Source organism: Actinomadura xylanilytica (assembly GCF_030283145.1).
GTDB classification, from domain to species: domain Bacteria; phylum Actinomycetota; class Actinomycetes; order Streptosporangiales; family Streptosporangiaceae; genus Spirillospora; species Spirillospora xylanilytica.
Map to the genome: position 1 here is coordinate 816946 of NZ_JASNWE010000002.1, position 24487 is coordinate 841432.

The 24487-nt window shown below is 72.0% G+C and carries 18 protein-coding genes; 14 read left to right on the forward strand and 4 right to left on the reverse strand.

Features of this window, described 5'->3' with window-relative positions; translation table 11 throughout:
* Positions 1-834: 834 nt before the first annotated feature.
* The 4 genes from QP090_RS14865 to QP090_RS14880 all read left to right on the forward strand — a co-directional run bounded on the left by QP090_RS14865 (position 835) and on the right by QP090_RS14880 (position 5870).
* Positions 835-1458, forward strand: a complete 624-nt coding sequence (locus tag QP090_RS14865) for a PadR family transcriptional regulator (protein ID WP_285939452.1) — start codon at positions 835-837, stop codon at positions 1456-1458.
* Positions 1459-1507: 49 nt separating this feature from the next.
* Entirely contained in the window at positions 1508-2587 is a 1080-nt protein-coding gene (locus QP090_RS14870; RefSeq protein WP_285939453.1) for an inositol-3-phosphate synthase, read from the forward strand.
* Positions 2588-2770: 183 nt separating this feature from the next.
* Positions 2771-4543, forward strand: coding sequence for an ABC transporter substrate-binding protein (locus QP090_RS14875; protein WP_285939454.1), 1773 nt, complete (start codon positions 2771-2773; stop codon positions 4541-4543).
* Positions 4544-4577: 34 nt separating this feature from the next.
* Entirely contained in the window at positions 4578-5870 is a 1293-nt protein-coding gene (locus QP090_RS14880; RefSeq protein WP_285939455.1) for an MFS transporter, read from the forward strand.
* Positions 5871-5939: 69 nt separating this feature from the next.
* On the opposite strand, the gene QP090_RS14885 is transcribed toward QP090_RS14880, so the two are convergent.
* Complete coding sequence (locus QP090_RS14885; protein ID WP_285939456.1) at positions 5940-7256, reverse strand: adenosylmethionine--8-amino-7-oxononanoate transaminase; 1317 nt, start codon at positions 7254-7256, stop codon at positions 5940-5942.
* A complete protein-coding gene (locus QP090_RS14890) occupies positions 7253-8881 on the reverse strand; it encodes a CCA tRNA nucleotidyltransferase (protein WP_285939457.1) in 1629 nt (542 codons plus the stop codon). Before QP090_RS14890 ends, QP090_RS14885 begins: the two co-directional genes overlap by 4 nt.
* Positions 8882-9191: 310 nt before the next feature.
* On the opposite strand from QP090_RS14890, the gene QP090_RS14895 reads away from it, so the two are divergent.
* From QP090_RS14895 to QP090_RS14920, 6 genes are all read left to right on the forward strand, one after another.
* On the forward strand, positions 9192-9683 hold the full coding sequence (locus QP090_RS14895; RefSeq protein WP_285939458.1) for an aminoacyl-tRNA deacylase: 492 nt from the start codon (positions 9192-9194) through the stop codon (positions 9681-9683).
* Positions 9684-9820: 137 nt separating this feature from the next.
* Entirely contained in the window at positions 9821-12379 is a 2559-nt protein-coding gene (locus tag QP090_RS14900) for a DUF6049 family protein (protein WP_285939459.1), read from the forward strand.
* Between the two features lie 124 nt (positions 12380-12503).
* The gene (murJ, locus tag QP090_RS14905) at positions 12504-14096 is read left to right on the forward strand and encodes a murein biosynthesis integral membrane protein MurJ (RefSeq protein WP_432763038.1); all 1593 of its coding nucleotides are present in this window, start codon (positions 12504-12506) and stop codon (positions 14094-14096) included.
* A gap of 243 nt (positions 14097-14339) precedes the next feature.
* Positions 14340-15992: a protein kinase family protein gene (locus tag QP090_RS14910; protein ID WP_285939460.1), complete on the forward strand. Its 1653-nt coding sequence runs from the start codon at positions 14340-14342 to the stop codon at positions 15990-15992.
* A 213-nt stretch (positions 15993-16205) separates the two neighbouring features.
* Complete coding sequence (gene sigM, locus QP090_RS14915; protein ID WP_285939461.1) at positions 16206-16829, forward strand: RNA polymerase sigma factor SigM; 624 nt, start codon at positions 16206-16208, stop codon at positions 16827-16829.
* Positions 16826-17614 carry an anti-sigma factor family protein gene (locus tag QP090_RS14920; RefSeq protein WP_285939462.1) on the forward strand — a complete coding sequence of 263 codons (789 nt, stop codon included), beginning with the start codon at positions 16826-16828 and terminating at the stop codon, positions 17612-17614. The genes sigM and QP090_RS14920 overlap by 4 nt, the downstream gene beginning before the upstream one ends.
* Positions 17615-17738: 124 nt before the next feature.
* On the opposite strand, the gene QP090_RS14925 is transcribed toward QP090_RS14920, so the two are convergent.
* Positions 17739-18308 (reverse strand): dienelactone hydrolase family protein, encoded by a 570-nt coding sequence (locus QP090_RS14925; protein ID WP_285939463.1) that lies wholly within the window; start codon positions 18306-18308, stop codon positions 17739-17741.
* 212 nt (positions 18309-18520) lie between these two features.
* Here QP090_RS14925 and trxB point away from each other — a divergent pair, with 212 nt between their 5' ends.
* Positions 18521-19498 (forward strand): thioredoxin-disulfide reductase, encoded by a 978-nt coding sequence (gene trxB / locus QP090_RS14930; protein WP_285939464.1) that lies wholly within the window; start codon positions 18521-18523, stop codon positions 19496-19498.
* A gap of 83 nt (positions 19499-19581) precedes the next feature.
* Positions 19582-19896, forward strand: coding sequence for a thioredoxin (gene trxA / locus QP090_RS14935; protein ID WP_285939465.1), 315 nt, complete (start codon positions 19582-19584; stop codon positions 19894-19896).
* 134 nt (positions 19897-20030) lie between these two features.
* Here the strand turns inward: trxA and QP090_RS14940 are convergent, their stop codons facing one another.
* Positions 20031-20648 carry a GNAT family N-acetyltransferase gene (locus QP090_RS14940; protein WP_285939466.1) on the reverse strand — a complete coding sequence of 206 codons (618 nt, stop codon included), beginning with the start codon at positions 20646-20648 and terminating at the stop codon, positions 20031-20033.
* A 393-nt stretch (positions 20649-21041) separates the two neighbouring features.
* On the opposite strand from QP090_RS14940, the gene QP090_RS14945 reads away from it, so the two are divergent.
* Both QP090_RS14945 and QP090_RS14950 read left to right on the forward strand, forming a co-directional pair.
* Positions 21042-22274 (forward strand): aminotransferase-like domain-containing protein, encoded by a 1233-nt coding sequence (locus QP090_RS14945; protein ID WP_285940085.1) that lies wholly within the window; start codon positions 21042-21044, stop codon positions 22272-22274.
* 78 nt (positions 22275-22352) lie between these two features.
* Positions 22353-23294: a D-alanine--D-alanine ligase family protein gene (locus tag QP090_RS14950; RefSeq protein ID WP_285939467.1), complete on the forward strand. Its 942-nt coding sequence runs from the start codon at positions 22353-22355 to the stop codon at positions 23292-23294.
* Positions 23295-24487: the final 1193 nt, after the last annotated feature.

The following is a 24487-nucleotide window of genomic DNA, read 5'->3' on the forward strand; positions in this document are numbered from 1 at the left end:
GGCGCGCCGGGACCGCTGGATCCACCCGGGCCGCTCGGGCCGCTCGGGATGCCCTGGCCGCCGGGGCCACCTGGGCCGCTGGGGCCGCTGGGGCCAGGGGGCGGAGGGCCGGCGGCGTGGCGCGCGTGCGCCCCGCCGGGCGGTGCTCCGGTCGGTGGGAACGGCGGGTTGCCCGGGCCGTTCGGTGGTCCCCCCGCGGGACCTGCGGAGTGGGCGCCGAACGACGCACCGGGACTCGCGGGGCGGGGGACCTGCTGCCCGCCCGGCCACTGCGACCCGGGTCCTGGTCGGGGCTGGCTTGGATTACTCACGCGACCTCATCAACAGGGGGACTACGGCTGTGCGTCGTCCGAAGAGTACTGTGCGGGCTGGTGAGCGGGGGGACCGCTGCGCATGACGGAGCCCGGTCCCGGCGCGGGCACGTCTCCGCAGGCCATCGGGCCGGCGAGCCGTCCTCACTGGTCGTGGGGCTGATTCCCGTGGCCGAGGACGTGCGACATCGCCAGGTGGTTCCAACCGCCAACTTTCGCATACTTCGACCACATAGACCCCGAATTCTCCCTATTCACGGTCCAAGTCGGCGAGCCCGGCGGCGGCCCCGTCGCACCCCGCGTGGCGACCCGGTTCCTCCCGCCCGCCTCGCCCCTCCACGCAGCTCCGGTGCCCTGTTCCGCATCGCCGGGGTACGGCGTCCGGCCGGGTGACTTGCCAGGATGCGCGGCGGTACGTATCTTTGCGATGTATCGAACCGATACATTCGCTCGATACATCGAGTGGAGGCATCCGGGCGATACATCGAGTGGAGACATCGGCGCTGCGGGGAAGGGACCTCGGATGGCGGGCAAGAAGGGCGCGGGCGTGCTGGAGCTCGCCGTGCTCGGTCTGCTGCACGAGTCCCCGATGCACGGCTACGAGCTGCGCAAGCGGCTCAACACCCTGCTGGGCATGTTCCGCGCGTTCTCGTACGGTTCGCTCTACCCGTGCCTCAAGCAGCTCCTCGCCAAGGGGCTCATCGTGGAGGACCGGCCCGAGGAGCCCACCGTCCCGCTGGCGTTGCAGAGCCGCCGCTCGAAGATCGTCTACAAGCTCACCGCCGAGGGCAAGGAGCGTCTCCAGGAGCTCCTCACCGAGGCGGGCCCGGCGTCGTGGGAGGACGAGGGGTTCGGCGTGCACTTCGCCTTCTTCTCGCACACCCGCGCCGACGTCCGGCTGCGGATCCTCGAGGGCCGGCGCAGCCGGCTGGAGGAGCGGCTGGAGAGCGTGCGCGGCGCGCTGGCACGGACCCGGGAGCGGGTCGACAGCTACACCCTCGAGCTCCAGAACCACGGGCTCGAGTCCGTCGAACGCGAGGTCCGGTGGCTCAACGAGCTCATCGGGCGCGAGCGGGCGGAGCAGGAGCAGGCCAGATCTTCGATTTCCAATATGACTCAGGACCAGCCCCGCGAGGACGACCGCTGATCAGCGGCACGCCTTCGGGGCCGGTGAACCAAGGAGAAGGAGCAACCGGATGGGTTCGGTGCGCGTAGCCATCGTCGGTGTGGGGAACTGCGCCGCTTCGCTCGTCCAGGGCGTCGAGTTCTACAAGGACGCCTCCCCCGAGACGCGGGTCCCGGGTCTGATGCACGTCCAGTTCGGCGAGTACCACGTCGGCGACGTCGAGTTCGTCGCCGCGTTCGACGTGGACGCCAAGAAGGTCGGCAACGACCTGTCCGACGCCATCGGCGCGAGCGAGAACAACACGATCAAGTTCGCCGACGTCCCGCCGACCGGTGTCACCGTGCAGCGCGGCCACACCTTCGACGGCCTCGGCGAGTACTACCGCGAGATGGTCGAGGAGTCCGACGCCGAGCCGGTCGACGTGGTCAAGGCGCTCAAGGACGCCGAGGTCGACGTGCTGGTGTCGTACCTGCCGGTGGGCTCCGAGGACGCCGACCGCTTCTACGCGCAGTGCGCGATCGACGCCGGCGTGGCGTTCGTCAACGCGCTCCCGGTGTTCATCGCCTCCGACCCGACCTGGGCCGAGAAGTTCACCAAGGCCGGTGTCCCGATCGTCGGCGACGACATCAAGTCGCAGGTCGGCGCGACCATCACGCACCGCGTGATGGCCAAGCTGTTCGAGGACCGCGGGGTCGAGCTGCTGCGCACGTACCAGCTCAACTTCGGCGGCAACATGGACTTCATGAACATGCTGGAGCGCAAGCGGCTCCAGTCCAAGAAGATCTCCAAGACGCAGTCGGTCACCTCGCAGATCCCGCACGAGATGGCCAAGGCCGACGTGCACATCGGCCCGTCCGACCACGTGCCGTGGCTCGACGACCGCAAGTGGGCCTACGTCCGCCTGGAGGGCAAGTCCTTCGGCGACACCCCGCTCAACCTGGAGTACAAGCTGGAGGTCTGGGACTCCCCCAACTCCGCCGGCGTCATCATCGACGCGGTCCGGGCCGCCAAGATCGCGCTCGACCGCGGCATCGGCGGACCGATCCTGTCGGCCAGCTCCTACTTCATGAAGTCGCCGCCCGAGCAGTACAACGACGACGAGGCGCGCGAGGCCGTGGAGGCCTTCATCCGCGGAGACGTCGAACGCTGAACGCGCCAAGAGGCTGATCACACGGCCTGGTCAAGGACGCCCTGACGGTGGACACCCACCGTCAGGGCGTCCTTACTTTCCATAGGGAAAAGGGTGATGTAGCGACCGTTGTCACGCTCTGGCTCTACTGTGACACCCCCGGTGAGGTGCGCATCGCTTCCAGGAGCCGAGTGGAGGTCACGGATGGCACGAGAGGTACTCAGGGTCACGGCGGGACTGACGGGACTCGCGGTGGGGCTGACCGCCTGCGGCGGCGGAGGCTCGACCAGGCCCACCACGGGCCCACCCAGGGACGGCGGCGTCCTCAGGATCGTCGGCTCGTCCGACGTCGAGCACCTCGACCCGGCCGGCGCGTCCAGCGTCGGCGCCTACGGACTGGTCCGCACCTACGCCCGCACGCTGTTCGGGACACGTGCGTCCAACGACTTCAACGAGACCGTGCCGGTCCGGGCCGACGTCGCCGCGCGGATCCCCACCCGTGAGAACGGCGGCGTCAGTGAGAACGGCACGACCTACACGGTGCGGCTACGGCAGGGCGTCTACTGGAGCACCAGCCCGCCGCGCCCGGTGACCGCGCACGACTTCGTCCGCGGCGTCAAGCGGATGTGCAACCCCGCCTCGCCCTCGGCGGGCCAGCGCTACTACACCCCGACGATCAAGGGGATGGACGGCTTCTGCCACGGCTTCGGCGCGGTCGACGCCAAGGACCCCGAGGCGATCGCCGCCTACCAGAACGCACATGAGATCGGCGGGCTGCGGGCCGAGGACGACCACACCCTGGTCTTCGCCCTGACCCGTCCGGCCAGCGACTTCCTCAACCTGCTCAGCCTCCCCGCCACCGCCGCCGCCCCCGCCGAGTACGACCGGTACCTGCCGGACGGTCCCGAGTTCCGCCAGCACACGGTCTCGGACGGTCCATACCGGATCACCCAGTACAAGCCGGGCGTCTCCTACCTGCTGTCCCGCAACCCGGCGTGGCGGCAGGACACCGACCCGCTGCGCGAGCGGCACGTGGAGAAGATCCGGATCACCCTCGGCCAGGACTCGGCCGACACCGTCCAGCAGCAGATCGAACAGGGCTCCGCCGATCTCGCCTGGGACCAGCCGGTGCCGACCGCCGCGCTGCCCCGGGTGCGCCGCGACCCGCGGTTCGCGATCAGGGACACCCCGTCCAACAGCCCGTACCTGGTGTTCAACACGCTCAGCCCCGGCAACGGCGGCGCCCTCGGCAGGCGCGAGGTCCGGCAGGCGCTGGAGTACGCGATCGACCGGTCCGCGCTCGTCAAGATCGTGGGCGGGCCGGACGTGGCGTCGCCGCTGCACACGGTGATCCCGCCGGGCAACGCCGGCCACGCGCCCACCGACCGCTACCCGACCGCGGGCGAGGCCGGCGACCCGGGGCGCTGCCGGCGGCTCCTCGCCGAGGCCGGGTACACCGGGCTGAAGCTGGAGTTCCCGTACCGCACCAACAGCGTGCACCGGCTGATCGCCCAGTCCATCAAGGACAACCTGGCCGGGTGCGGCGTCACCGCCGAGCTCAGGGCCGACACCGGCGGCGACTTCTACGCCGAGACGATCTCCTCGCCCGCGCGGGCGCGTGAAGGCAAGTGGGACATCGCCGCGCCCGGCTGGACCCCCGACTGGTACGGCAACAACGGCCGCACGCTCGTCCAGCCGCTGTTCGACGGGCGCGGATACGGAAAGAACTCCATCAACTACGGCGGCTACGACAGCGCCGAGGTGAACGGGCTGATCGACGCGGCCCTCACCGCCCCCGACGCGGGGCGCGCGGCGGGCCACTGGCAGCGGGCCGACCAGAAGATCATGGAGGACGCGGCGATCGTGCCGCTGCTGGACCGAGCGCACACGATCTTCCGGTCGAGCCGGGTCGGCGGCGCCGTCTTCCTGCCCACCGCGGCCGGGTACGACTACACCCGGCTGTGGCTGGCCGACTGACTTGTCCCCGTTCGAGGCCGCATAGGGTGATCTGGTGAGGGCGAACGAGCTGCGGAGCATCCTGGCCGGCAGGGACTTCCGGCGGCTGTACGCGACCCGGATCGCCTCTCAGCTGACCGACGGCGTCTTCCAGGTCGCGCTGGCCGGTTACGTGTTCTTCTCCCCCGAACGGCAGACGACGGCCGGCAAGGCCGCCGCCGCATTTGCGGTGACGCTGCTGCCCTACTCCGCGCTCGGCCCGTTCGCCGGGGTGCTCATCGACCGGTGGCGGCGGCGTCAGATCCTGGTGTGGACGCCGATCCTGCGCGCCGTCCTGGTGCTGGCGGTCGCGGGCCTGGTCGCGGCCGGGCAGGACGGCGTGGTGTTCTTCCTCGGCGTGCTGGTCGTCCTCGGCGTCAACCGGTTCTTCCTCGCCGCGCTGTCGGCCGCGCTCCCGCACGTCGTCAGCCGCGAGCAGCTCGTGACGGCGAACGCGTTCGCCGTCACGTCCGGGACGGTCATCGCGTTCACCGGCGCGGGCTTCGGCTACCTGCTGCGGCGCGTCTTCGGCGCCGGCACGGGCGGCACGGCGCTGATCCTGGTGAGCGGAGCCGTGCTGTTCCTGCTCGCCGGGCTCATCGCGACCTCGCTACCGCGACGCCTGCTCGGCCCGCATCTGGAGGACGTGCCGAAGCAGACCAGCGAGGCGCTCGGCAGCGTGCTGCACGGCCTGGTGGACGGCGCCCGGCACATCGCGCGACGGCGGCCGGCCGCGCTCGCGCTGGCCGCGATCTCGTTCCACCGGTGCCTGTACGGCGTCATCCTGATCATGACGCTGCTGCTGTGCCGCAACCACTTCACCAGCGACGCCGATCGGGGGCTGGCGGCGTTCGCGATGATGCTCGGGGTGTCCGGCGCCGGGTACTTCGCCGCCGCGCTGATCACCCCGCCGGTGGTGCGGCGGATCAGCAAGGAGACCTGGGTCGCCTGGCTGCTCGCCGGGGCCGCGGTGTCGCTGCTGGTCCTCGGCCTGCCGTTCGCCGAGCCGGCCTGGGCCGCGGGCGCGTTCGCCCTCGGGGTGGTGTCGCAGGGCGTCAAGCTCTGCGTCGACACCACGCTCCAGGAGTCGATCGAGGACGCCTACCGGGGACGGGTCTTCGCGGTCTACGACATGCTCTTCAACGCGATGTTCGCCGCCGCGGCAGCGGCAGCGGCGGCCTGGCTGCCCACCGACGGCCGCTCCCACCTCACCCTGGCCATCGTGATCGTCACCTACGCGGCCGGCGCGATCGCCTACCGCGCCACCGCCGCCCGCAGCGTGCAGGCCCCGGTCCCCGCCCCGCACTGACCGCCGCACCCGTCTCCACCGCACCCGTCTCCACCGGGTCCGCCGCCTCTGGGCGGGGCGCTCGGCGGGTCAGAGGGCGGACTCGGCGATGGCGTACATGGCGTCGGCGATGTGGCCCGTCTCGTCCTCGGTGCAGACGTACGGGGGCATGGCGTAGATCAGCTTGCCGAACGGCCGCAGCCACACGCCGTAGTCCATCGCGACCTCCTGCACGGCCTCGACGTCGACCGGCTCGCGCGCCTCGATCACCCCGATCGCGCCGAGCACCCGTACCCCGGCGACGCCGGGCAGCTCCGCCGCGCCCTCCAGGCCGGCGGTGAGGACGGCCTCGATCGTGTCGACCTCCTCGCGCCAGTCGCGCGACAGCAGCAGGTCGATGGAGGCGGACGCCACCGCCGCCGCGAGCGGGTTGGCCATGAACGTGGGGCCGTGCATCAGCGCGCCGCCCTCGCCCGAGGAGATCACCTCGGCCACCCGGTCGGTGCACAGGGTCGCCGCCATCGTCAGGTAGCCGCCGGTCAGCGCCTTGCCGAGGCACATGATGTCGGGCGCGACCTCGGCGTGGTCGCAGCCCCACAGCTCGCCGGTGCGGCCGAACCCGGTGGCGATCTCGTCGAGGATCAGCAGCAGCCCGTGCTCGTCGGCGATCTCGCGCAGCGCCCGCAGGTACTCGGGGGCGTAGAAGCGCATGCCCCCCGCGCCCTGGACGATCGGCTCGACGATGATCCCGGCGAGCTCGCCGGCGTGCTCGGCGGCCAGCCCGGCCAGCCCGGCGAGGTACTCCTCATCGGGATCGGCGAGGTAGCCGAGCGGCGGCGGCGGCGCGAACACGTGCCGCGCCAGCACGTCGCCGAACATGTGGTGCATGCCGTTGACCGGGTCGCAGACCGCCATGTCGCCGAACGTGTCGCCGTGGTAGCCGCCGCGCACCGTGAGCAGCCGGTGCCGTTCGGGCCGGCCCCGCGCCCGCCAGAACTGGAGCGCCATCTTGATCGCGACCTCGACCGCGACCGAGCCGGAGTCGGCGAAGAACACCTTGGTCAGCGGCGCCGGGGTGAGGCCGACGAGCCGCTCGGCCAGCCCGATCGCCGCCGGGTGGGTGAGCCCGCCGAACATCACGTGCGCCATCTTGCCGAGCTGCCCGGTGACGGCCGCGTTCAGCTTCGGGTGGTCGTAGCCGTGGATCGCCGCCCACCAGGACGACATGCCGTCGATCAGCTCGGTGCCGTCGGCGAGCGTCAGCCGCACCCCGGACGCCGACACGACGGGATGCGCGGGCGAGGACGCCGGCATCGGCGCGTACGGATGCCAGACGTGCTCGCGGTCGAACTCCATCAGCCGCTCGGCCTCGCGCGGGCTCATCCGTCCGAGCTTGAGGTCGATCACGCCGTGCCCCCTTGCCCTGCCGCACCGGGCTCGTCCCCGGGCGCGTCCTGCTCCATGGCGGACCCGCTCGCCCCGGCAGCCTCGTCGGTCGCCGCCGCTCCGCCCGCCCCGTCCGGCACGTCGAGGCCACCGGCTCCATCGGGCTCGGTCGACCCGGTGGGGACGCCACGGGCGGCGGCCCAGGCGCGCAGCTCGGCGGCGGCGGCGTCCGGGCCGATGATCCCGCGGTCGAGCCGCAGGTCGAGCAGGAACTTGTAGGCCTGGCCGACCAGCGGGCCGGGCTTGATGCCGAGGAGGTCCTGGATCCCGTTCCCGTCGATCTCCGGGCGGATCGCCGCGAGCTCCTCCTCCTCGGCCAGCCGGTCGATGCGGACCTCGAGGTCGTCGTAGGTGCGGCGCAGCCGGTCGGCCTTGCGCTTGTTGCGGGTCGTGCAGTCGGCCCGGGTCAGCTTGTGCAGCCGCGACAGCAGCGGCCCGGCGTCGCGCACGTACCGGCGGACGGCCGAGTCGGTCCACTCGCCGGTGCCGTACCCGTGGAAGCGCAGGTGCAGCTCCACCAGCCGGGACACGTCCTTGACGACGTCCTTGGGGTAGCGCAGCGCGGTCAGCCGCTTGCGGGTCAGCTTCGCGCCGACGACCTCGTGGTGGTGGAACGAGACCCGCCCGGCGGACTCGAACCGCCGGGTCTTCGGCTTGCCGACGTCGTGCAGCAGCGCGGCCAGCCGCAGCACCAGGTCGGGCCCGTCCTCCTCCTGCGCGATCGCCTGTTCGAGGACGATCAGCGAATGCTCGTAGACGTCCTTGTGCCGGTGGTGCTCGTCGATCTCCAGCCGGAGCATCGGCAGCTCGGGCAGGACGTGCGCGGCGAGCCCGGTGTCGACCAGCAGCGCCAGCCCCTCCCGCGGATGCGCCCCGCAGACCAGCTTGGACAGCTCGTCGCGGACCCGCTCGGCCGACACGATCCCGATCCGGTCGGCCATCCGGGTCATCGCCTCGACCACGTCGGGCGCGACGGTGAAGCCGAGCTGGGACGCGAACCGGGCCGCGCGCATCATCCGCAGTGGGTCGTCGCCGAAGGAGTCCTCGGGCAGCCCCGGCGTCCGCATCACCTCGCGCCGCAGGTCGGCGAGGCCGCCGAACGGGTCGACGAACTCGTACCCGGGCAGCCGGGCGGCCATCGCGTTCACGGCGAAGTCGCGCCGCCGCAGGTCCTCGACCAGCGAGGTGCCGTAGGACACCTCGGGCTTGCGGGACCTGGGGTCGTAGGACTCGCTGCGGTAGGTGGTGATCTCCAGCTCGTGGCCGTTCTTGCGGAGGCCGACGGTGCCGAACTCGATGCCGATCGTCCAGACCGCGTCGGCCCAGCCGTCGATGATCTCCAGGACGCGCTGCGGCGGCGCGTCGGTGGTCAGGTCGACGTCCTTGCCGGGGCGGCGCAGCAGCGCGTCGCGGACGGGCCCGCCGACCAGCGCCAGCTCGTACCCGGCGGCCGAGAAGCGGGCGCCGAGCTCGTCGGCGACCGGCGCGGCGCCGCGGAGCAGCTCGGCGATCGCCGTCCGCTGGGTCCGCGACGGCTCCGGGGGCTCGTTCCGGTTGGGCTGGCTGGGGTGGTGGGGCACGGCCATCGAGCGTATTTCCTTGGTATGCGGCTGACAAAGGACTTCGGACGGCCCGGGGTCCTGAACGCGGAACCGTTCCGACCGTCCGAAAGGGAAGGTGACTCTTCACATGACGCGAGCCCCGGGTTACGTTCTGGACACCCCCGACGACGCCCGCGCGACCCCGGTGAGCCTCCCGCACCACCCACGGTAGCGGGATCCGGTGGGAGCGCGGTCCGCCGCGCGCGGCCGAGACCCGGCACGCACACGGCAGGTGGGCGCCGCGGGGCCGGTCCGGAGGTTGAGCGGGGCACACCCCGCAGGGACGGAGCCGAAGATGAAGGACGCTCTCGCCATCCACCGCACGCTTCTGGAGCACGAGACCGTGCATGAGATCGTGCGGCTGCCCATCGCGATCGCGCACGCCGACGAGCTGCCGAGGGCGCTCGGGCTCCCCGCCGAACGGTGCCTGGTGACACGCGTCTACGCCTGCAACGACGTGCACCGGGGGCTGCGCTTCCTCGCCGGAGTGATCGTCGCGGCCGGGGTGCGCCCGCCCGCCGACGCGGTCCGGCACGCGCTCGGCGCCCGGCTGATCCGCCCGGCCCGGCCCGATCTGGTCAACTCCGTGACCGAGTACGCGGCCGGGCTGGTGTGCCCGCTGCTGCTCCCCGAGACGATGCCGCTGCTGATCGACCAGCGGCTGGTGGACGGGCTCCGCGCCGACGAGGTCGCCTACACCGCGACCGGCGAGGCCTCCACGGCCCTCGGCATCCGGGCGCTGGACCTGTCCGCGCTGAGCGGCGCCAAACCCGTGGACCTTCGCTGAATCGGGCGCTCCCGGGGGGCCGGACGGTCTGACCGGCCCGGGGGCGGGGCTACCATCGGGGCCGTGGTGCGGGAATCGGACGCCCGCCGTTCTCAGGCGGCCCTTAGGTCAACAGCCGGCCCTCAGGCGGACATGGCGTGAGAAAGGTCAAACGCGCGGCTGCGCTGGCCGCTGTGCTGTCCTGCATCACGGCGGTCGCGCTCCCAGGCGCCGCGGCGGCACGGACCCGCCCGGCGGCGCCGGCGGCGGTGAGCCCGGCCACGCTACCGGGCGCCGAACGCGGGCAGAGCCGCCCGCAGGTGAACCTCGCGCTGACCACGGTCACCCCGAATCCGGTGACGGCGCAGGCCAAGGTCAGGATCGCCGGGACGGCGGAGAACCGGTCGGGGCACCAGCTCGCCGGTCTCACCGTCCGGCTGCGGTACGGCACCCAGCCGATGACCAGCCGCGGCCAGCTCGACCAGTACGCCACGTGGCAGCCCTCGCAGCTCCCCAACGTCAGCGCCCCGAAGCCGCTGGCCCGGGCGGCTGCGGCCGGCGGCCGGGAGAACTGGGGATTCGGCTTCAGCGCCACCGCGCTCCGGCTGCGCGGCTTCGGCGTCTACCCGATCGGCGTCGAGGTGCTGAACTCCGCCGGGCAGGCCGTCGGCGGCGTGACCACGTTCATCACGTTCATGCCGAAGCAGCGGGTCAAGCCGGTCGCGGTGAGCTGGGTCTGGCCGCTCATCGACCGGCAGCACCGGTCCAACGACCGGACCTTCATCGACGACCGGCTCAGCAAGGACCTGGCCGAGGGCGGGCGGCTGCACGACCTGGTCTCCGCGGCGAAGCAGACCACCACCCCGATCACCTGGTCGATCGACCCCGCCCTGGTGGACGACGTCCAGCAGATGACCCGCTCGTACACGGTCAAGGCACCGCGGGCGAAGCAGGGCGTCGAGAAGAAGCAGAGCCCCGCCGCCGCCTCCTGGCTCGCCGCGCTGAAGGAGGCCGCCAAGACCGACCCCTACGCGGTCGTCCCGTACGGCGACCCCGACGCCATCGCGCTGGTCCGCAACGAGATGACGACCCACCTCGCGATCGCCTCCGACCCGCGCAACACCGGCATCGTGAGCAGCGCCCTCAGCCGGCAGCCGACCACGCAGATGGCCTGGCCGACGTCCGGGGCCGCCGGCCAGCTCACCCTCAACGCGCTCGCCAAGCTCAACCTCAAAGGCGGCGGCTCCTTCCTGATGAGCAGCTCGCAGTTCCAGGAACCGGCGCAGGGCGCACTGGCCAACGCCATGACCACGCTGCCGACCTCCCAGGGCGCCAAGAAGGCCATCGTCTACGACGAGAAGATCAACGAAATCGTCAGCGGCGACACCCGCACGCCCGGCACCGCCGTGCTGACCGAGCAGCGCTTCCTCGCCGAGACCGCGATGATCGCCGCTGAGGCGCCGAACGCGCAGCGCACGCTGGTCGTCGCGCCCAACCGGCACTGGAACCCGACCCCGGGCCTGGCCAAGCGGCTCCTGGACTACACCGCCCGCGCGCCCTGGATGAACGCCACCGCGCTCGACAAGATCGCCCGCACGCAGCCCCAGGCCCGCCAGTTCAACGGCTACCCCGAGGCCTACCAGCAGTACGAGCTCGGGATCAGCTACCTCGACATGGTGCAGGAGATCGCCCGGCGGGCCTCCAGCTTCGCGGCCGTGCTGGTCGACGCCGACAACCTGAACTACCAGCGGTCGGTCCTGCGGCTGGAGTCGGCGGCCTGGCGCGGACGCCCCGGCCGCGCCAAACAGGCCCGGCAGGCGGTGTCGGACGAGCTCAACGCCGACATGGGCCGGGTGCGCGTCATCACCCCGCCGCAGAACCGGGTGGCCTTCGCCGGCAGCTCGGGCAAGTTCCCGGTCACGATCGTCAACGACCTGCCCAACCAGCGGATCAAGGTCCAGCTCGACGCCGTCTCGGAGAACAGCGCCAAGCTCCGGATCGGCACCCTCGACGCCAAGGACCGGGAGATCATCCTCGATCCCGGGCAGAAGGTGGCGAAGTGGATCCCCGCTCAGGCGTCGGGCAACGGGAACTTCCGCGTTCACCTCCAGCTGATGACGTCGGGCCCCAAGAGCAGGAAGTTCGGCGACGGCGAGACCCTCACGGTCCGCACCACGGGCTACGGCCGCCTCGCCCTGCTCATCACCGGCGGCGGACTTGCCGTACTCTTCGTGGGCGTCGGAGTGCGGGCCGTCAGAGCAAGGCGCCGCCGGAACACGGAGGCAGCCGATGAAGGGTCGACGGGAGCGGAACCAGCGGCCACCGGACCCCAGGGAGGCCCCTTCCCCGGCTCCGGAATGGCAGGACCGGGGCTATCCCCCGGCACAGAGCCAGGACTACCCCTCCCAGGGGCCCCCGACGCCCCAGGAGCCACCAGGGCCGCCCCAGACGCCGCGAGCACCTCAGGGGTACCCGGGGCAGCACCCGCAGGCTCCTCAGAGTCATCCGAGTCCCCAGGGCCCTCCGGCACAGCACCCGACGGCCTACCCTCAGACTCCGCCGAATCCGGGGCTGCTAACGGCTCCGCCACAGGTCCCAGGGCAAGGCCCGAATTCTCCCCAGGGCCCGAACTTCCCACGAACGACGCCCCCACCAGGGGCGAGTGGCGCGCCGGTCCCGGCGGGCCCGGCGGGCGTCGCGGCGGAAACGGCGGTTGACCTACCGCTCCCCGGCGGACCGACCCCGCCCCTCCCGGACGGCCCGGACCCCGGCTCCGGCTCCGGCTCCGAGGAGAAGGGCGGACGAGGCGGTGCCGCGGGGATCCTCCACTCCGGCGCGATCATGGCGGTCGGCACGCTGGCGTCCAGGGTCACCGGGTTCCTGCGCACCGCGATGCTCGTCGCCGCGCTCGGCACCGGCGCGCTCGCCAACGCCTACAACACCGCCAACACCATCCCGTTCATCGTCTACGACCTGCTGCTCGGCGGCGTCCTCACCGCCGTCGTCGTCCCGCTGATCGTCCGCGCGCGGGAGCGCGACGAGGCGTACGGCGCGCGGTACGAGCAGCGGCTGTTCACCCTGGCCGTGCTCGGCCTGGCACTGATCACCGCCGTCGCGGTGGCGCTCGGCCCGGTCTTCATCTCCCTCTACGGCGGCGGCATGGAGGGCGCGCAGCGCGACCTCGCGGTGATGTTCGCCCGGCTGTTCGCCGTGCAGATCTTCTTCCTGGGCGTCAGCGCGTTCTCCGGCGCGATCCTCAACACCCGCAAGCGGTTCGCCGCGCCGACGTGGGCGCCGGTGCTCAACAACGTCGTCATCTGCTGCACCGCGGGCGCGTTCCTGCTGTTCGCCAGCGGCGCGGTGACGCCCGGCTCGATCTCCAGCGGGCAGGTCGCGCTGCTGGCGGGCGGCACGATCGGCGGCATGGTGCTCCAGACCCTCGCGCTGTGGCCCTCGCTGCGCGGCACGGGCTTCCGCTGGCGGCCCCGGCTCGACTTCCGCAAGGGCGAGCTCGGCCAGATGGGCCGGATGGCGGTCTGGACGCTCAGCTACGTGGTGATCACCCAGATCGGGTTCGCGGTCACCACCCGGCTGTCCAACCGCGCCGGCGTGCTCGGCCTCAAGGAACACCTCGGCGACGTCGGGTACACCCCGTACTTCAACGCCTACCAGCTCTTCCAGCTCCCGTACGCGATCATCGGCGTCTCGGTGATCACCGCGCTGCTGCCGCGGATGAGCGAGCACGCCGCGGCCGGACGGATGGGCGAGGTCCGCGACGACTTCTCCAGCGGCCTGCGGCTCTGCTCGGTGATCATCCTGCCCGCGGCGGCACTGATGGGCGTGCTGTCGTCCGACATCGCCACCGTGCTGTTCGCGCACGGCCAGACCACCATCGCCAACGCGCAGGTCATCGCGAGCGTGCTCCAGGCGTTCGCGGTCGCGCTGGTGCCGTTCGCCGCCTACCAGCTGATGCTGCGGGTGTTCTACTCCATGCAGGACACCCGCACCCCGGCCTTCGTCAGCGTGGCCGTGGTCATCGCCAACATCACGATGGCGCTGGCCGCCTACAACCTGCTGCCCACCGACAAGATCATCGTGGGCATCGCGGGCGGCTTCGCGCTCGCCCAGACGGTCGGCGCGCTGGTCGGCTGGGCGATCCTGCGCCGCCGGCTCGGCGGGATGGACGGGCGCCGGATCCTGGTCACCTACCTCAAGCTGGCCGTCGCGCTCTGGCCGCTGATCGGCTTCGCCTACGCCGCGCACGCGATCCTGGAGGCCGCGATGGGCAGCGGGCTGGTGCCCGGAATGCTCGCCCTCGTCGTCGGCAGCGCGGGAGGCGGCGGGCTGTACCTGTTCTTCGCCCGCCTGATGCGGGTGAACGAGGTCCAGGCGATGCTCTCGACCATCACCCGGCGGCTGCCCGGCGTCGGCTGATCGCGTCCGGCCGGCCCCGGTCCGGCGCCGCCCGGGTCGCCCCCCGGCACAGTCCGCGCGGGTACAACGTGGCAAAGTACACAGGACGCGCGGCGATAAGGCAGCCACTCAACCAAGTAGCCACTACCATGTGGGGGACCACGGCTTGCGGGGCGACACCCTGGGGAACGCAAAGAGGAGGGTCGGAGGCGTAAGCAGCCACGCCACGAACATGGGATCTGACCACCTGCGCAGGACGGCGCCGTGAGCACCTCAGTCATCGAGCCGGGCACGAAACTGGCCGGCCGCTACCGACTCGAAGAGCGCATCAGCGACTCCGGCGGATCCTCGCTGTGGAAGGCCATCGACGAGATCCTGGCCCGTGCCGTCGCCGTGCGCACCTTCGAGCCCGGCTTTCCCCGCGTCGCCGAGGTGGTCACCTCCGCCCGTGCCGCCAGCCGGCTGACCGACCCCCGCCTCACCCAGGTGTTCGACGCCGACGACAGCGGCGAGAGCGCCTACGTGGTGAGCGAATGGGTGGTCGGCGAGACGCTCGAGCAGATGCTCGCCAAGGCCCCGCTGGAGCCCGGCCGCGCCGCGACGCTGCTGTACGAGGCGTCCGAGGCGATGACCGCCGCGCACGCCGCCGGCCTGGCCCACCTGTGCCTCACCCCCCGTGACCTGGTCTGGACGACCGGCGGCACCGTCAAGCTGCTCGGCATCGCGACCGACGCCGTCCTCGGCGACCGCTACTCCGACGACCCCGCCGGCGAGGACGTCCGCGGCCTGGGCCGGATGCTGTACGCGGCGCTCACCGCGCACTGGCCCGGCGCCCCCGACGAGCCCGAGAGCCGCCGCTCCGACCTGCCCGCCGCCCCCGAGACCGGCGGTGTGTTCCACGCTCCGCGGCAGGTCCAGGCGGGCATCTCCCACGCGATCGACGCGATCGTGTGCCGCTGCCTCGGCATCGGCGACCAGGAGCCGCTCACCACGCCCGCCGACCTGGCCAAGGCCCTGCGCGGCGTGCCGCGCACCCCGCTGCCGCTGTTCGCCGGCCTCGGCAGCGCTCCGCCGCCGGCGCCGCGTCCCGCCCCGCCCACCCGTCCCGCGGCCCGCCCGGCGGCCGACTCGCAGGCGACGCAGCAGCAGCCGCCCGCGTCGCAGCGCCCCCACCGCCGCGAGCGCGCCCCCCAGCCCGCGCGGCAGCCCCACCCCGAGCAGCAGTACCAGCACGGGAACATCCAGCAGGCGCACACGTCCCCGCCCTCCTCGGCCGGCCTGGCCACGCACGCGGCGCCCCGCCGCGGCCCCGGCGGCAACCGCGGCCTCCTGCTCGGCGTCGCCGCCGCCGCGGTCACCGTCATCGTCGGGCTGAGCGCCTGGGCCCTCACCGGCGACGACGATCCCGGCGACAACGACCCCCCGGGGCCCGGCGCGAGCCAGTCGCCTCCACCCGCGCAGCCGTCGGCGACCCAGCTCAAGCCGGTGGGCGCGGTCGCCATGGAAGAAATCACCCAGGGCAGCCACGACAGCCAGATCAACAAGAACCCGCAGGCTGTGATGGACGGCAAGCCCAAGCCCTACTGGGAGACGCAGACCTACACCTCGGGCGAGTTCGGCCGCTACTCCAAGGGCTTCGGCGTCACCCTCGACATGGGCAAGTCGGTCACGGTCAGCAGCGTCAAGATCAACACTCCGGTGAGCGACGTGCCCATCCAGCTCAGGGTCGGCGCCAGCCGCACCCTCGACGCGCTCAAGACCGTCGGCGAGGAGCGCGCGCGGCCGGGCGGCTTCACCATCTCCCCGCCCAAGGGCACTACGGGGCAGTACGTGCTGATCTGGTTCCCCAGCAAGGGGGTGCCCCCGGGCTTCAAGGCGAAGCTCGGCGAGGTCACCGTCTACGGTTCGCCCGGCTGAGCCGCCCCTCCCCGTCCCGCGGGCGAGGTCGCGTCCGCGCACCGGAACAGGTGGTCGCTCATGGGCTGTGACGTGGGGCGGCGCTTGTCGGTATCGTGCCTGTGAGCAGACTGTCCCCTCCCCCCAGGAATCTGTGGTGTCTACACCAGCAGGCGCGAACGGTCGCGGACGCGCGGCGCCCACCGGCCCCGTCACGGGCGAGAGCGGGCGCTCATGGCGTCGGTGAGCACGCGGCGCGTGGACGAGGTTCCCGACAAGGAGCTCCTCGCCCGGCACGCCCAGGGGGATCCGCACGCGTTCGCCGAGCTGGTGCACCGCCACCGCGACCGGATGTGGGCCGTCGCGGTCCGCACGCTGGGAGATCCCGAGGAGGCGTCCGACGCGCTCCAGGACGCCTGCCTGTCGGCGTTCCGGGCGGCCGGCCGGTTCCGCGGCGACGCCGCCGTGACCACCTGGCTGCACCGGATCGTGGTGAACGCCTGCCTCGACCGGATCCGCCGCAAGTCCGTGCGGCCCGCCACGCCCATGGGCGATGACGCCACCTTCGACGCCGTCGCGCCGAAGATGCCCGACCCGACCGACGCGCACGGGGTGTCGCTGGACGTGCGGTCGGCGCTGGAGCGGCTGCCGTTCGAGCAGCGCGCGGCGCTGATCCTGGTCGACATGATGGGCTACTCCGTCGACGACGCCGCGCAGGTCCTGGAGGTGCCGGCCGGGACGATCAAGAGCCGGTGCGCCCGCGGCCGGGCCCGGCTCGCCCCGCTTCTGGTGCACCATCGGAACCGACGGGACTCCAAGAACGTCGGAGGTGTGGAAGGAGGTGGCAAGCCCAGATGAACCCCGCACATCTTGACTACGACATCCTCGCCGATCTGGCCGAGGGGCTGCTCGAAGACGATCAGGCCGCCTCCGTCAACGCGCACCTCGACACCTGCGCCGAATGCCGGGACCGTTCCGCCGACCTCGCGGACGTCTCCCGGATTCTGGCGGAGGCGCCCGTCCCGCCGCTGCCCGCCGAGCTGGCCTCGCGCATCGACACCGCCATCGCGGCCGAGTCGCTGCACAACGCCACCGTGGCGAGCCTGGAGCAGCGGCGCGGAAGGCGGCACTGGCGGGCCCTGTCGGCCGCCGCCGCGGCGGTGGTCGTGCTCGGTGGCGGAGCGATGGTCGGAAAGATCGCCCTGGACGACTCGCACGCGGGCTCCGGCCAGAGCAGCGCCCGGACGCCCGTCCAGGACGCGAGCAGGGGCCGGGACGCCGAGCCCAGGGGAGCGGCCCCGTCCCGCCAGTCCGCGCTCAGCGCGCCCGGTTTCACCGTGGCCCACAGCGGCACCGACTACCGCGCCGGCACGCTCGGTCCGCAGGTCGACCGGCTGATGGGCAAGGGGGGCGAGCTCAAGCTCCAGGGCGCCGCGCCCGACCGGCGGCTCACCGGGTGCGTCTCCGGCGTCACCGGGGGCAGACCGCCCGCTCTGGTCGACGCCGCAAGGTTCGAGGGCCGGGAGGCCACCCTGATCGCGGTGCGCGACGACGCGTCCGGCGGCTGGGAGGTCTGGGCCGTGGGCCCCGACTGCACCGAGCAGAACCCGCACATCCTCAAGCAGGAGCACACCGGCTCCTGAGCGTCCCCGCCCGTCCGGGGCGCGATGGGACCTCACCCGCGCCGGCCTCCGGCGGGCCCGCCGGACACAACGAAGGATCATGGACGTGGCCCGGTCCGTCCATGATCCTTCGTGTCGGCGGGGGTCAGAGCCCGGCGACGAAGTCCAGCGCGATCGCCCAGGCCCGGCCGGCCGACTCGGCGTCGTGATCGGGCAGCTCGGGATCGGTGAACAGGTGCCCGGCGCCCGCGTAGCGGTAGACCTCGACGTCGGCGCCCGCCTTGCGCATCCGCAGGTACCAGGCGTTCAGCCAGTCGACCGGCTCGTAGGTGTCGGGGTCGGCGACGTGGAGCTGCACCGGGATCTCGGTGGACGCGTCGTCGGCCAGATCGGACGTTCCGTGCATCAGCAGCAGCCCGCGGGCCCGCCCGTCGGCGAGCGCCAGGGTCTGCGCCAGGGCGCCGCCGAGCGAGAACCCCGCGTACACCAGCCCGCCGTCCATCAGCGGGGCGGCGGCGGCCACCGCGCGCCTCAGCAGCTCGTCCCGCCCGATCTCCTCCTTGATCTCGATCCCGGCCTCCGGGGTGTCGACCACGCGGCCGTCGTACAGGTCCGGGACGTGCACCTCGTGGCCGGCCGCGCGGAGCCGTTCGGCGGCCTGGTGCACCGCGGGCCGCAGCCCGTACATCGAGTGGAGAAGCAGAATGGGGGCCATGCGGCCAGCCTAGGGCCAGGTGGGCGGACGGCCGGGGCCGCCCGGGAATCTCCGGGCCCTAGGATCGGTTGACGCGACTGGTAGGGCCGGATCGTGCCGGTGGGCGCGGAGCGGACACCGGCACGGAGGCCGAGGGCGCCGTGGCGCCCGTACCGCGGCGGCCACGACGAACCCGTCTGGCACCGAAGGCGAACGAGGAGAGGCGCAGAACTGTGAGCGACGTCCGCAACGTCATCATCATCGGCTCCGGCCCGGCGGGCTACACGGCCGCCATCTACGCGGCGCGCGGCGACCTGAAGCCCCTGCTGTTCGAGGGTTCGGTGACCGCGGGCGGCGCGCTGATGAACACCACAGACGTGGAGAACTTCCCCGGCTTCCCGAACGGGATCATGGGCCCGGACCTGATGGACGACCTGCGCAAGCAGGCCGAGCGCTTCGGTGCCGAGCTGATCACCGACGACGTCACCGAGGTCGACCTGAAGACCGACCCCAAGGTGGTCAAGGTGGGCGACGAGGTCTACCTGGCCAAGTCGGTGATCGTCGCGACCGGCTCGGGCTACCGCGAGCTCGGCCTCGACGACGAGAAGCGGCTCTCCGGCCGGGGCGTCTCGTGGTGCGCGACCTGTGACGGCTTCTTCTTCCGCGACCAGGACATCGTGGTGGTCGGCGGCGGCGACACCGCGATGGAGGAGGCGACCTTCCTCACCAAGTTCGCCAGCACCGTCACCGTGGTGCACCGCCGCGGCGAGCTCCGCGCCAGCAAGATCATGCAGGACCGGGCGTTCGCGAACGAGAAGATCAAGTTCCGCTGGAACTCCGAGGTGGCGCAGATCCACGGCGAGGACAGGGTCAATGGCGTGCAGCTCCGCGACACCGTGACCGGCGAGGAGAGCCGGCTGGACGTCACCGGGCTGTTCATCGCGATCGGCCACGACCCGCGCAGCGAGCTGTTCGACGGCCAGCTCGAGACCGACCCCGACGGCTACCTGCTGGTCGACGCGCCCACCACCAAGACCGCGCTCCCCGGCGTGTTCGCCTGCGGCGACGTGGTCGACCACATCTACCGTCAGGCCATCACCGCGGCCGGCAGCGGCTGCGCCGCCGCGATCGACGCCGAGCGGTGGCTTCAGGACCAGGACGCGGCGGAGACCGTTCCGGCCCCCGCCGCCGAACTGACCCACCAGGGCTGACCGGCGCCCGGCCGGGGCGCAGGGCCGGGCGACCAGGCTCGGCGGCGGAACCACCGCCGCCGGCGCGAACAGAAGGAGACACCATGAAAGCCGTGACCGACGCCGACTTCGAGACCGAGGTCCTCAAAAGCGACAAGCCCGTGCTCGTCGACTTCTGGGCGGAGTGGTGCGGCCCGTGCCGGATGGTGGCGCCGATCCTGGAGGAGATCTCCGCGAAGCACGGCGACAAGATCGAGATCGTCAAGATGAACATCGACGAGAACCCGAAGGTCCCGGCGAAGTACGGGATCCTGCAGATCCCGATGATGAACGTCTACAAGGACGGCGAGGTCGTCCACCAGATCCTGGGCGCCAAGCCCAAGGCCGCCCTGATGCGCGAGCTCGGCGACTTCATCTGACCGTCCCGCACCCCGCCCCTCCCGCGGCGAGCGCGAGAAACGTACGGCCCGTCCCCTGCCAGGGGCGGGCCGTACGGCTTCGACGGTCCCACGCGGGAGCGGCACTGCGGCCCGCCGCCCGTCCTGAGCTCATCTCAGACGGGACGGAGGGCACCCTCGGGGGACATGGACCCGAGGAGGCGTTCCAGAGCCACCTCGACGTCCTCACGCCACGACAGGGCCGACTTGAGCTCCAGCCGGAGCCGCGGATACCGGTGATGCGGCCGGACGGTCTTGAACCCGACCGAGAGCAGGTAGTCGGCGGGCACCATGCACCCGCCCTCCTCGCCCTTCAGGTCGCCGAACGCCTCGATCGCCTTCACCGACCGCCGGGTCAGGTCCTTGGCGACGCCCTGCACCAGCATCCGGCCGAGGCCGCCGCCGGAGAACTCCGACAGGATGTGCCCGGTCATCAGCAGCACGGCGTCGGCGCTGACCGGGCTGGTCGGGAACGCCGCCGACTGCGGCACGTAGAGGGGCGGCGCGAAGAGCACGAACCCGGCCGGCACGTCGTCCACGTAGGCGATCTTGCCGCAGCTTCCCCACTCCAGGAGCGTGGAGGAGATCCACGTCTCCTTCTCCAGCCGGGGCTCGCCCGACTCGACCGCGCGGTCGCGGTGCACCGGGTCCAGTTCCCAGAAGACGCAGCGGCGGCAGCGATGCGGCAGATCATCGAGATTGTCCAGCGTGATGTTGACGAGTCGTCGCGACACCGGGTCGGCACCCCCTGAGGCCTCGTCCGCCCGGCCCGGCAAGGGGCGGCGCGTGAGCGTGGACCGGCGAACGACCGTGCTGATATGGGGATCTCTCGTGCGGAGCGCGCCACTTCGCGGAGATTCCCGGACAACGGTCCGGGACCCTCGGGCATCGTATAGGACGGGGAACGGCCTCCTGTGCGGCTCTGCCGACCTCATTCCGACGGGGTCGCGCTTCCCTCTCGGCGTCCGCGTCGAGGTGGCGCGCGCGTGAAGCATGGGGTTCGTCGTTCCCTCCTCCTGGGCATGCCGTAGTTTGCTGGGAGGCCGGATCGCCCATGGAGGTGCCTCGTGAAACAGCACTCGCGTACAGACGCCTATACCGACCGTTACGCCGCCCGCGCGGCCGGCATGGTGCCCTCGGAGATCCGGGCCCTGTTCTCGGTGGTGTCCCGTCCCGAGATCGTCTCCCTCGCGGGCGGCGCCCCGTACGTGTCGGCGCTGCCCCTCGACGTCATCGGCGACATGATCGGCGAGCTGGTGGCCGGCAAGGGCGCCGAGGTGCTCCAGTACGGGCCCGCGCAGGGTGACGTGCACCTGCGCGAACGCATCTGCGAGGTGATGGCGCTCGAGGGCGTCCAGGCGTCCGCCGACGACGTCGTGGTCACCGTCGGCGCCCAGCAGGCCCTGGACCTCGTCACCAAGATCTTCGTGGACCCGGGCGACGTGGTGCTCGCCGAGGCGCCGTCCTACGTGGGCGCGCTCGGCACGTTCGCCGCCTACCAGGCCGACGTCGTGCACGTGCCGCTGGACGAGGCCGGCCTCGTCCCGGCCGCGCTCCGCGAGACGCTGGAGCGGCTCGGCAAGGAGGGACGCCGGGTCAAGTTCCTCTACACGGTGCCCACCTTCCAGAACCCCGCCGGCGTCACCCTCACCACGGCGCGGCGCGCCCAGATCCTGGAGATCTGCGCCGCGCACGACGTGCTCGTCATCGAGGACAACCCGTACGGGCTGCTCGGTTTCGACCACGAGCCGATGAGGGCGCTGCGCGCCGACGACGCCGACCGGGTGATCTACCTCGGCTCGTTCTCCAAGACCATCGCCTCGGGCCTGCGCGTCGGCTGGGTGCTCGCCCCGCACGCGGTCCGCGCCAAGCTCGTCCTGGCGGCCGAGTCGGCGATCCTGTGCCCCTCGAACTTCTCCCAGCTCGCCGTCCGCGAGTACCTGGCCACGCAGCCGTGGCAGGAGCAGATCAAGGACTTCCGGGAGCTGTACCGCGAACGCCGCGACACCATGCTCGAGGCGCTCGACCAGCTGATGCCCGACGGCTGCACCTGGACCCGTCCCGCGGGCGGCTTCTTCGTCTGGCTGACCCTCCCCGAGGGCCTCGACTCCAAGGCGATGGCGCCCCGCGCGATCGCCGAACGGGTCGCGTACGTCCCCGGCACCGGCTTCTACGCCGACGGCGGCGGACACCGGCAGATGCGGCTGTCCTACTGCTTCCCCGAACCGCACCGCATCCGCGAGGGCGTCCGGCGGCTCGCGGGCGTGATCGAGCAGGAACTCCGCCTGCGCGACACGTTCGGCGGAGTCCGGCCCAGCGACACCGACGGCGTCCACACCCCCGGACCCGACGTCGTCTGAACGACTCCGGTCACCAGGAACACGCCGGCTCCCTCATTCTTGGAGCCGGCGTGTTCCTTTCTTGAAGGGCAGCACATCATGGAACTCGGGCACATCGTCGTTCTCGCCGGGGGACTGTCGTACGAGCGGGAGGTCTCGCTGCGCTCCGGCCGGCGGGTCACCGAGGCGCTGCGCGCCCTCGACATCCCGGTGGAGCTCCGCGACGCCGACTCCACCCTCCTGGACTCGCTGACGAACGACCCCCCGGACGCCGTCTTCCCCGTCCTGCACGGCGCCGCGGGAGAGGACGGCTCCATCCGCGACGTGCTCGAACTCATCGGCGTCCCCTACGTCGGCGCCCGCCCCGACGCCTGCCGGGTCGCCTGGGACAAACCCACCGCCAAGTCCGTCGTCCGCCGCGCCGGCCTCAACACCCCCGCCTCCGTCGCGCTGCCCAAGGAGGTCTTCCACGACCTCGGCGCCGCCTCCGTCCTCGACCAGATCGTGAGCAGCCTCGGTCTGCCGCTCTTCGTGAAGCCGACCCGCGGCGGCTCCGCTCTCGGCGCCTCGCCCGTGCGGGACGCCCGCGAGCTCTCCTCCGCCATGGTCGGCTGCTTCGCCTACGGCGACGCCGCCCTCGTGGAGCAGTACGTGGAGGGCACCGAGGTCTCCGTCAGCGTCATCGAACGCGACGGCGAGCCGTACGCCCTCCCCGCCGTCGAGATCGTCGCCGCCGGGGGACTGTACGACTACACCGCCCGCTACGACGCGGGCGACACCGAGTTCATCACCCCCGCGCGCCTCTCCCCCGAGGCCGCCGAACGCGCGACCGACGCCGCGGTCACCGCCCACCGCGCCCTCGGCCTCCGCGATCTCTCCCGCACCGACCTCATCGTGGACGCCGCCGGCGAGGTCCATTTCCTTGAGGTGAACGTCGCCCCCGGCATGACCGAGACCAGCCTCCTCCCGAGAGCCGTCAGCGTCGCCGGTCTCGACCTCGGTCCCCTGTGCCGCGACCTCATCCTCCGCCGTTTCACGTGAAACCTCCGCGCCCGTTCCACTGGACACTCACCGGCTCGCTCACCATCCGCACGGCCCTTCCTGAGCGACCAAGCGAGAACGGGCTACTCCGGCCTTGGCCCATCGCCACCGTCGCCACCGTCGCCACAGGGACAGCGCCCTGCATTCGTCCGTCCCCAAAGACAAAGACACGCCCAAGGCGATGGGCATGGACGCACCTGAATCCCCTGCCCGCCCCCTACTCTTCCCAAGATCACACTCAGCTCCCACCAACCGTCGACCACTGGCGCTTCTACACGTGCGCCGCCAGCGGCGGGGTGGTCGCCCGTCCCCGGCTACGTCGCCCCGTGTTCACCCTCGCGCGGTTGGGATACATGGCCCGTAAGAACCCCCGGTCGGCGTCGTCACTCCCCCTTCTGAGCGGCTGGATCCCCGACAGGCCCCGAAGGTTTCTCGTGAAACATGGCGACCAACGCCCCGCGCCCGTGGCGTCCGAGGAGCGAAGCACACAGGCCCGGCGCCAACACCGCGGCGCCGGGCACGGGTAGGCAGCGTCCTGGGCCAGGCGGGCGAGCGGGCCAGCGTGGGCCATCTGTGGGCACCGCGACCACAGCGGTCGCTGCGATCGTCACCCCGTCCAGCCGAATGGGAAGGCAACGAACCCAGACTTGTCGGGATCGATGCGGCCGGAGGGCCCGAAGGCGCGGCCCCAGTGACCGCGTCCCGTGGGCGCGTCCCGCGGGCCAGGCCGTGGGCCACGCTTGGGCACGGCGGTACGAGGTCTGCGCCGCGTCCAGGCCGACCGTAGGCCAGCCGGCCAAAAGCGATACGGCAGCGCGGTCCAGCACATGTTTCACGAGAAACCTCGTGCCCGCGCCAACCCACTCATGCTGGGAACAGACGACCGAGCCGACGGCATCGTCCGTCCGCTGTACGCCAGCGTGATGCCTGACGACCCAGTCGGCAGTCCAACGCGGGATCCCAATCTGCCCTAGCTCGTCTCCCCGTGCCCGCCCCCGGGAGGGAAGCAAGGCGCCGTTGGAACTGGTTCTCGTGAGCCACTTGTTCGCCAGCGGTGCCGACTCGGCAACAAGAGAGCGACCAGCGAAACCTATGGGGATGCCCCACCTTGCCGGACGTCAGCCTCTCCGTTGTGCATGTTTCACGAGAAACCTCAGGTCTCAAGGCCGCATCCTGCCTAGCCGCCGGTGGGT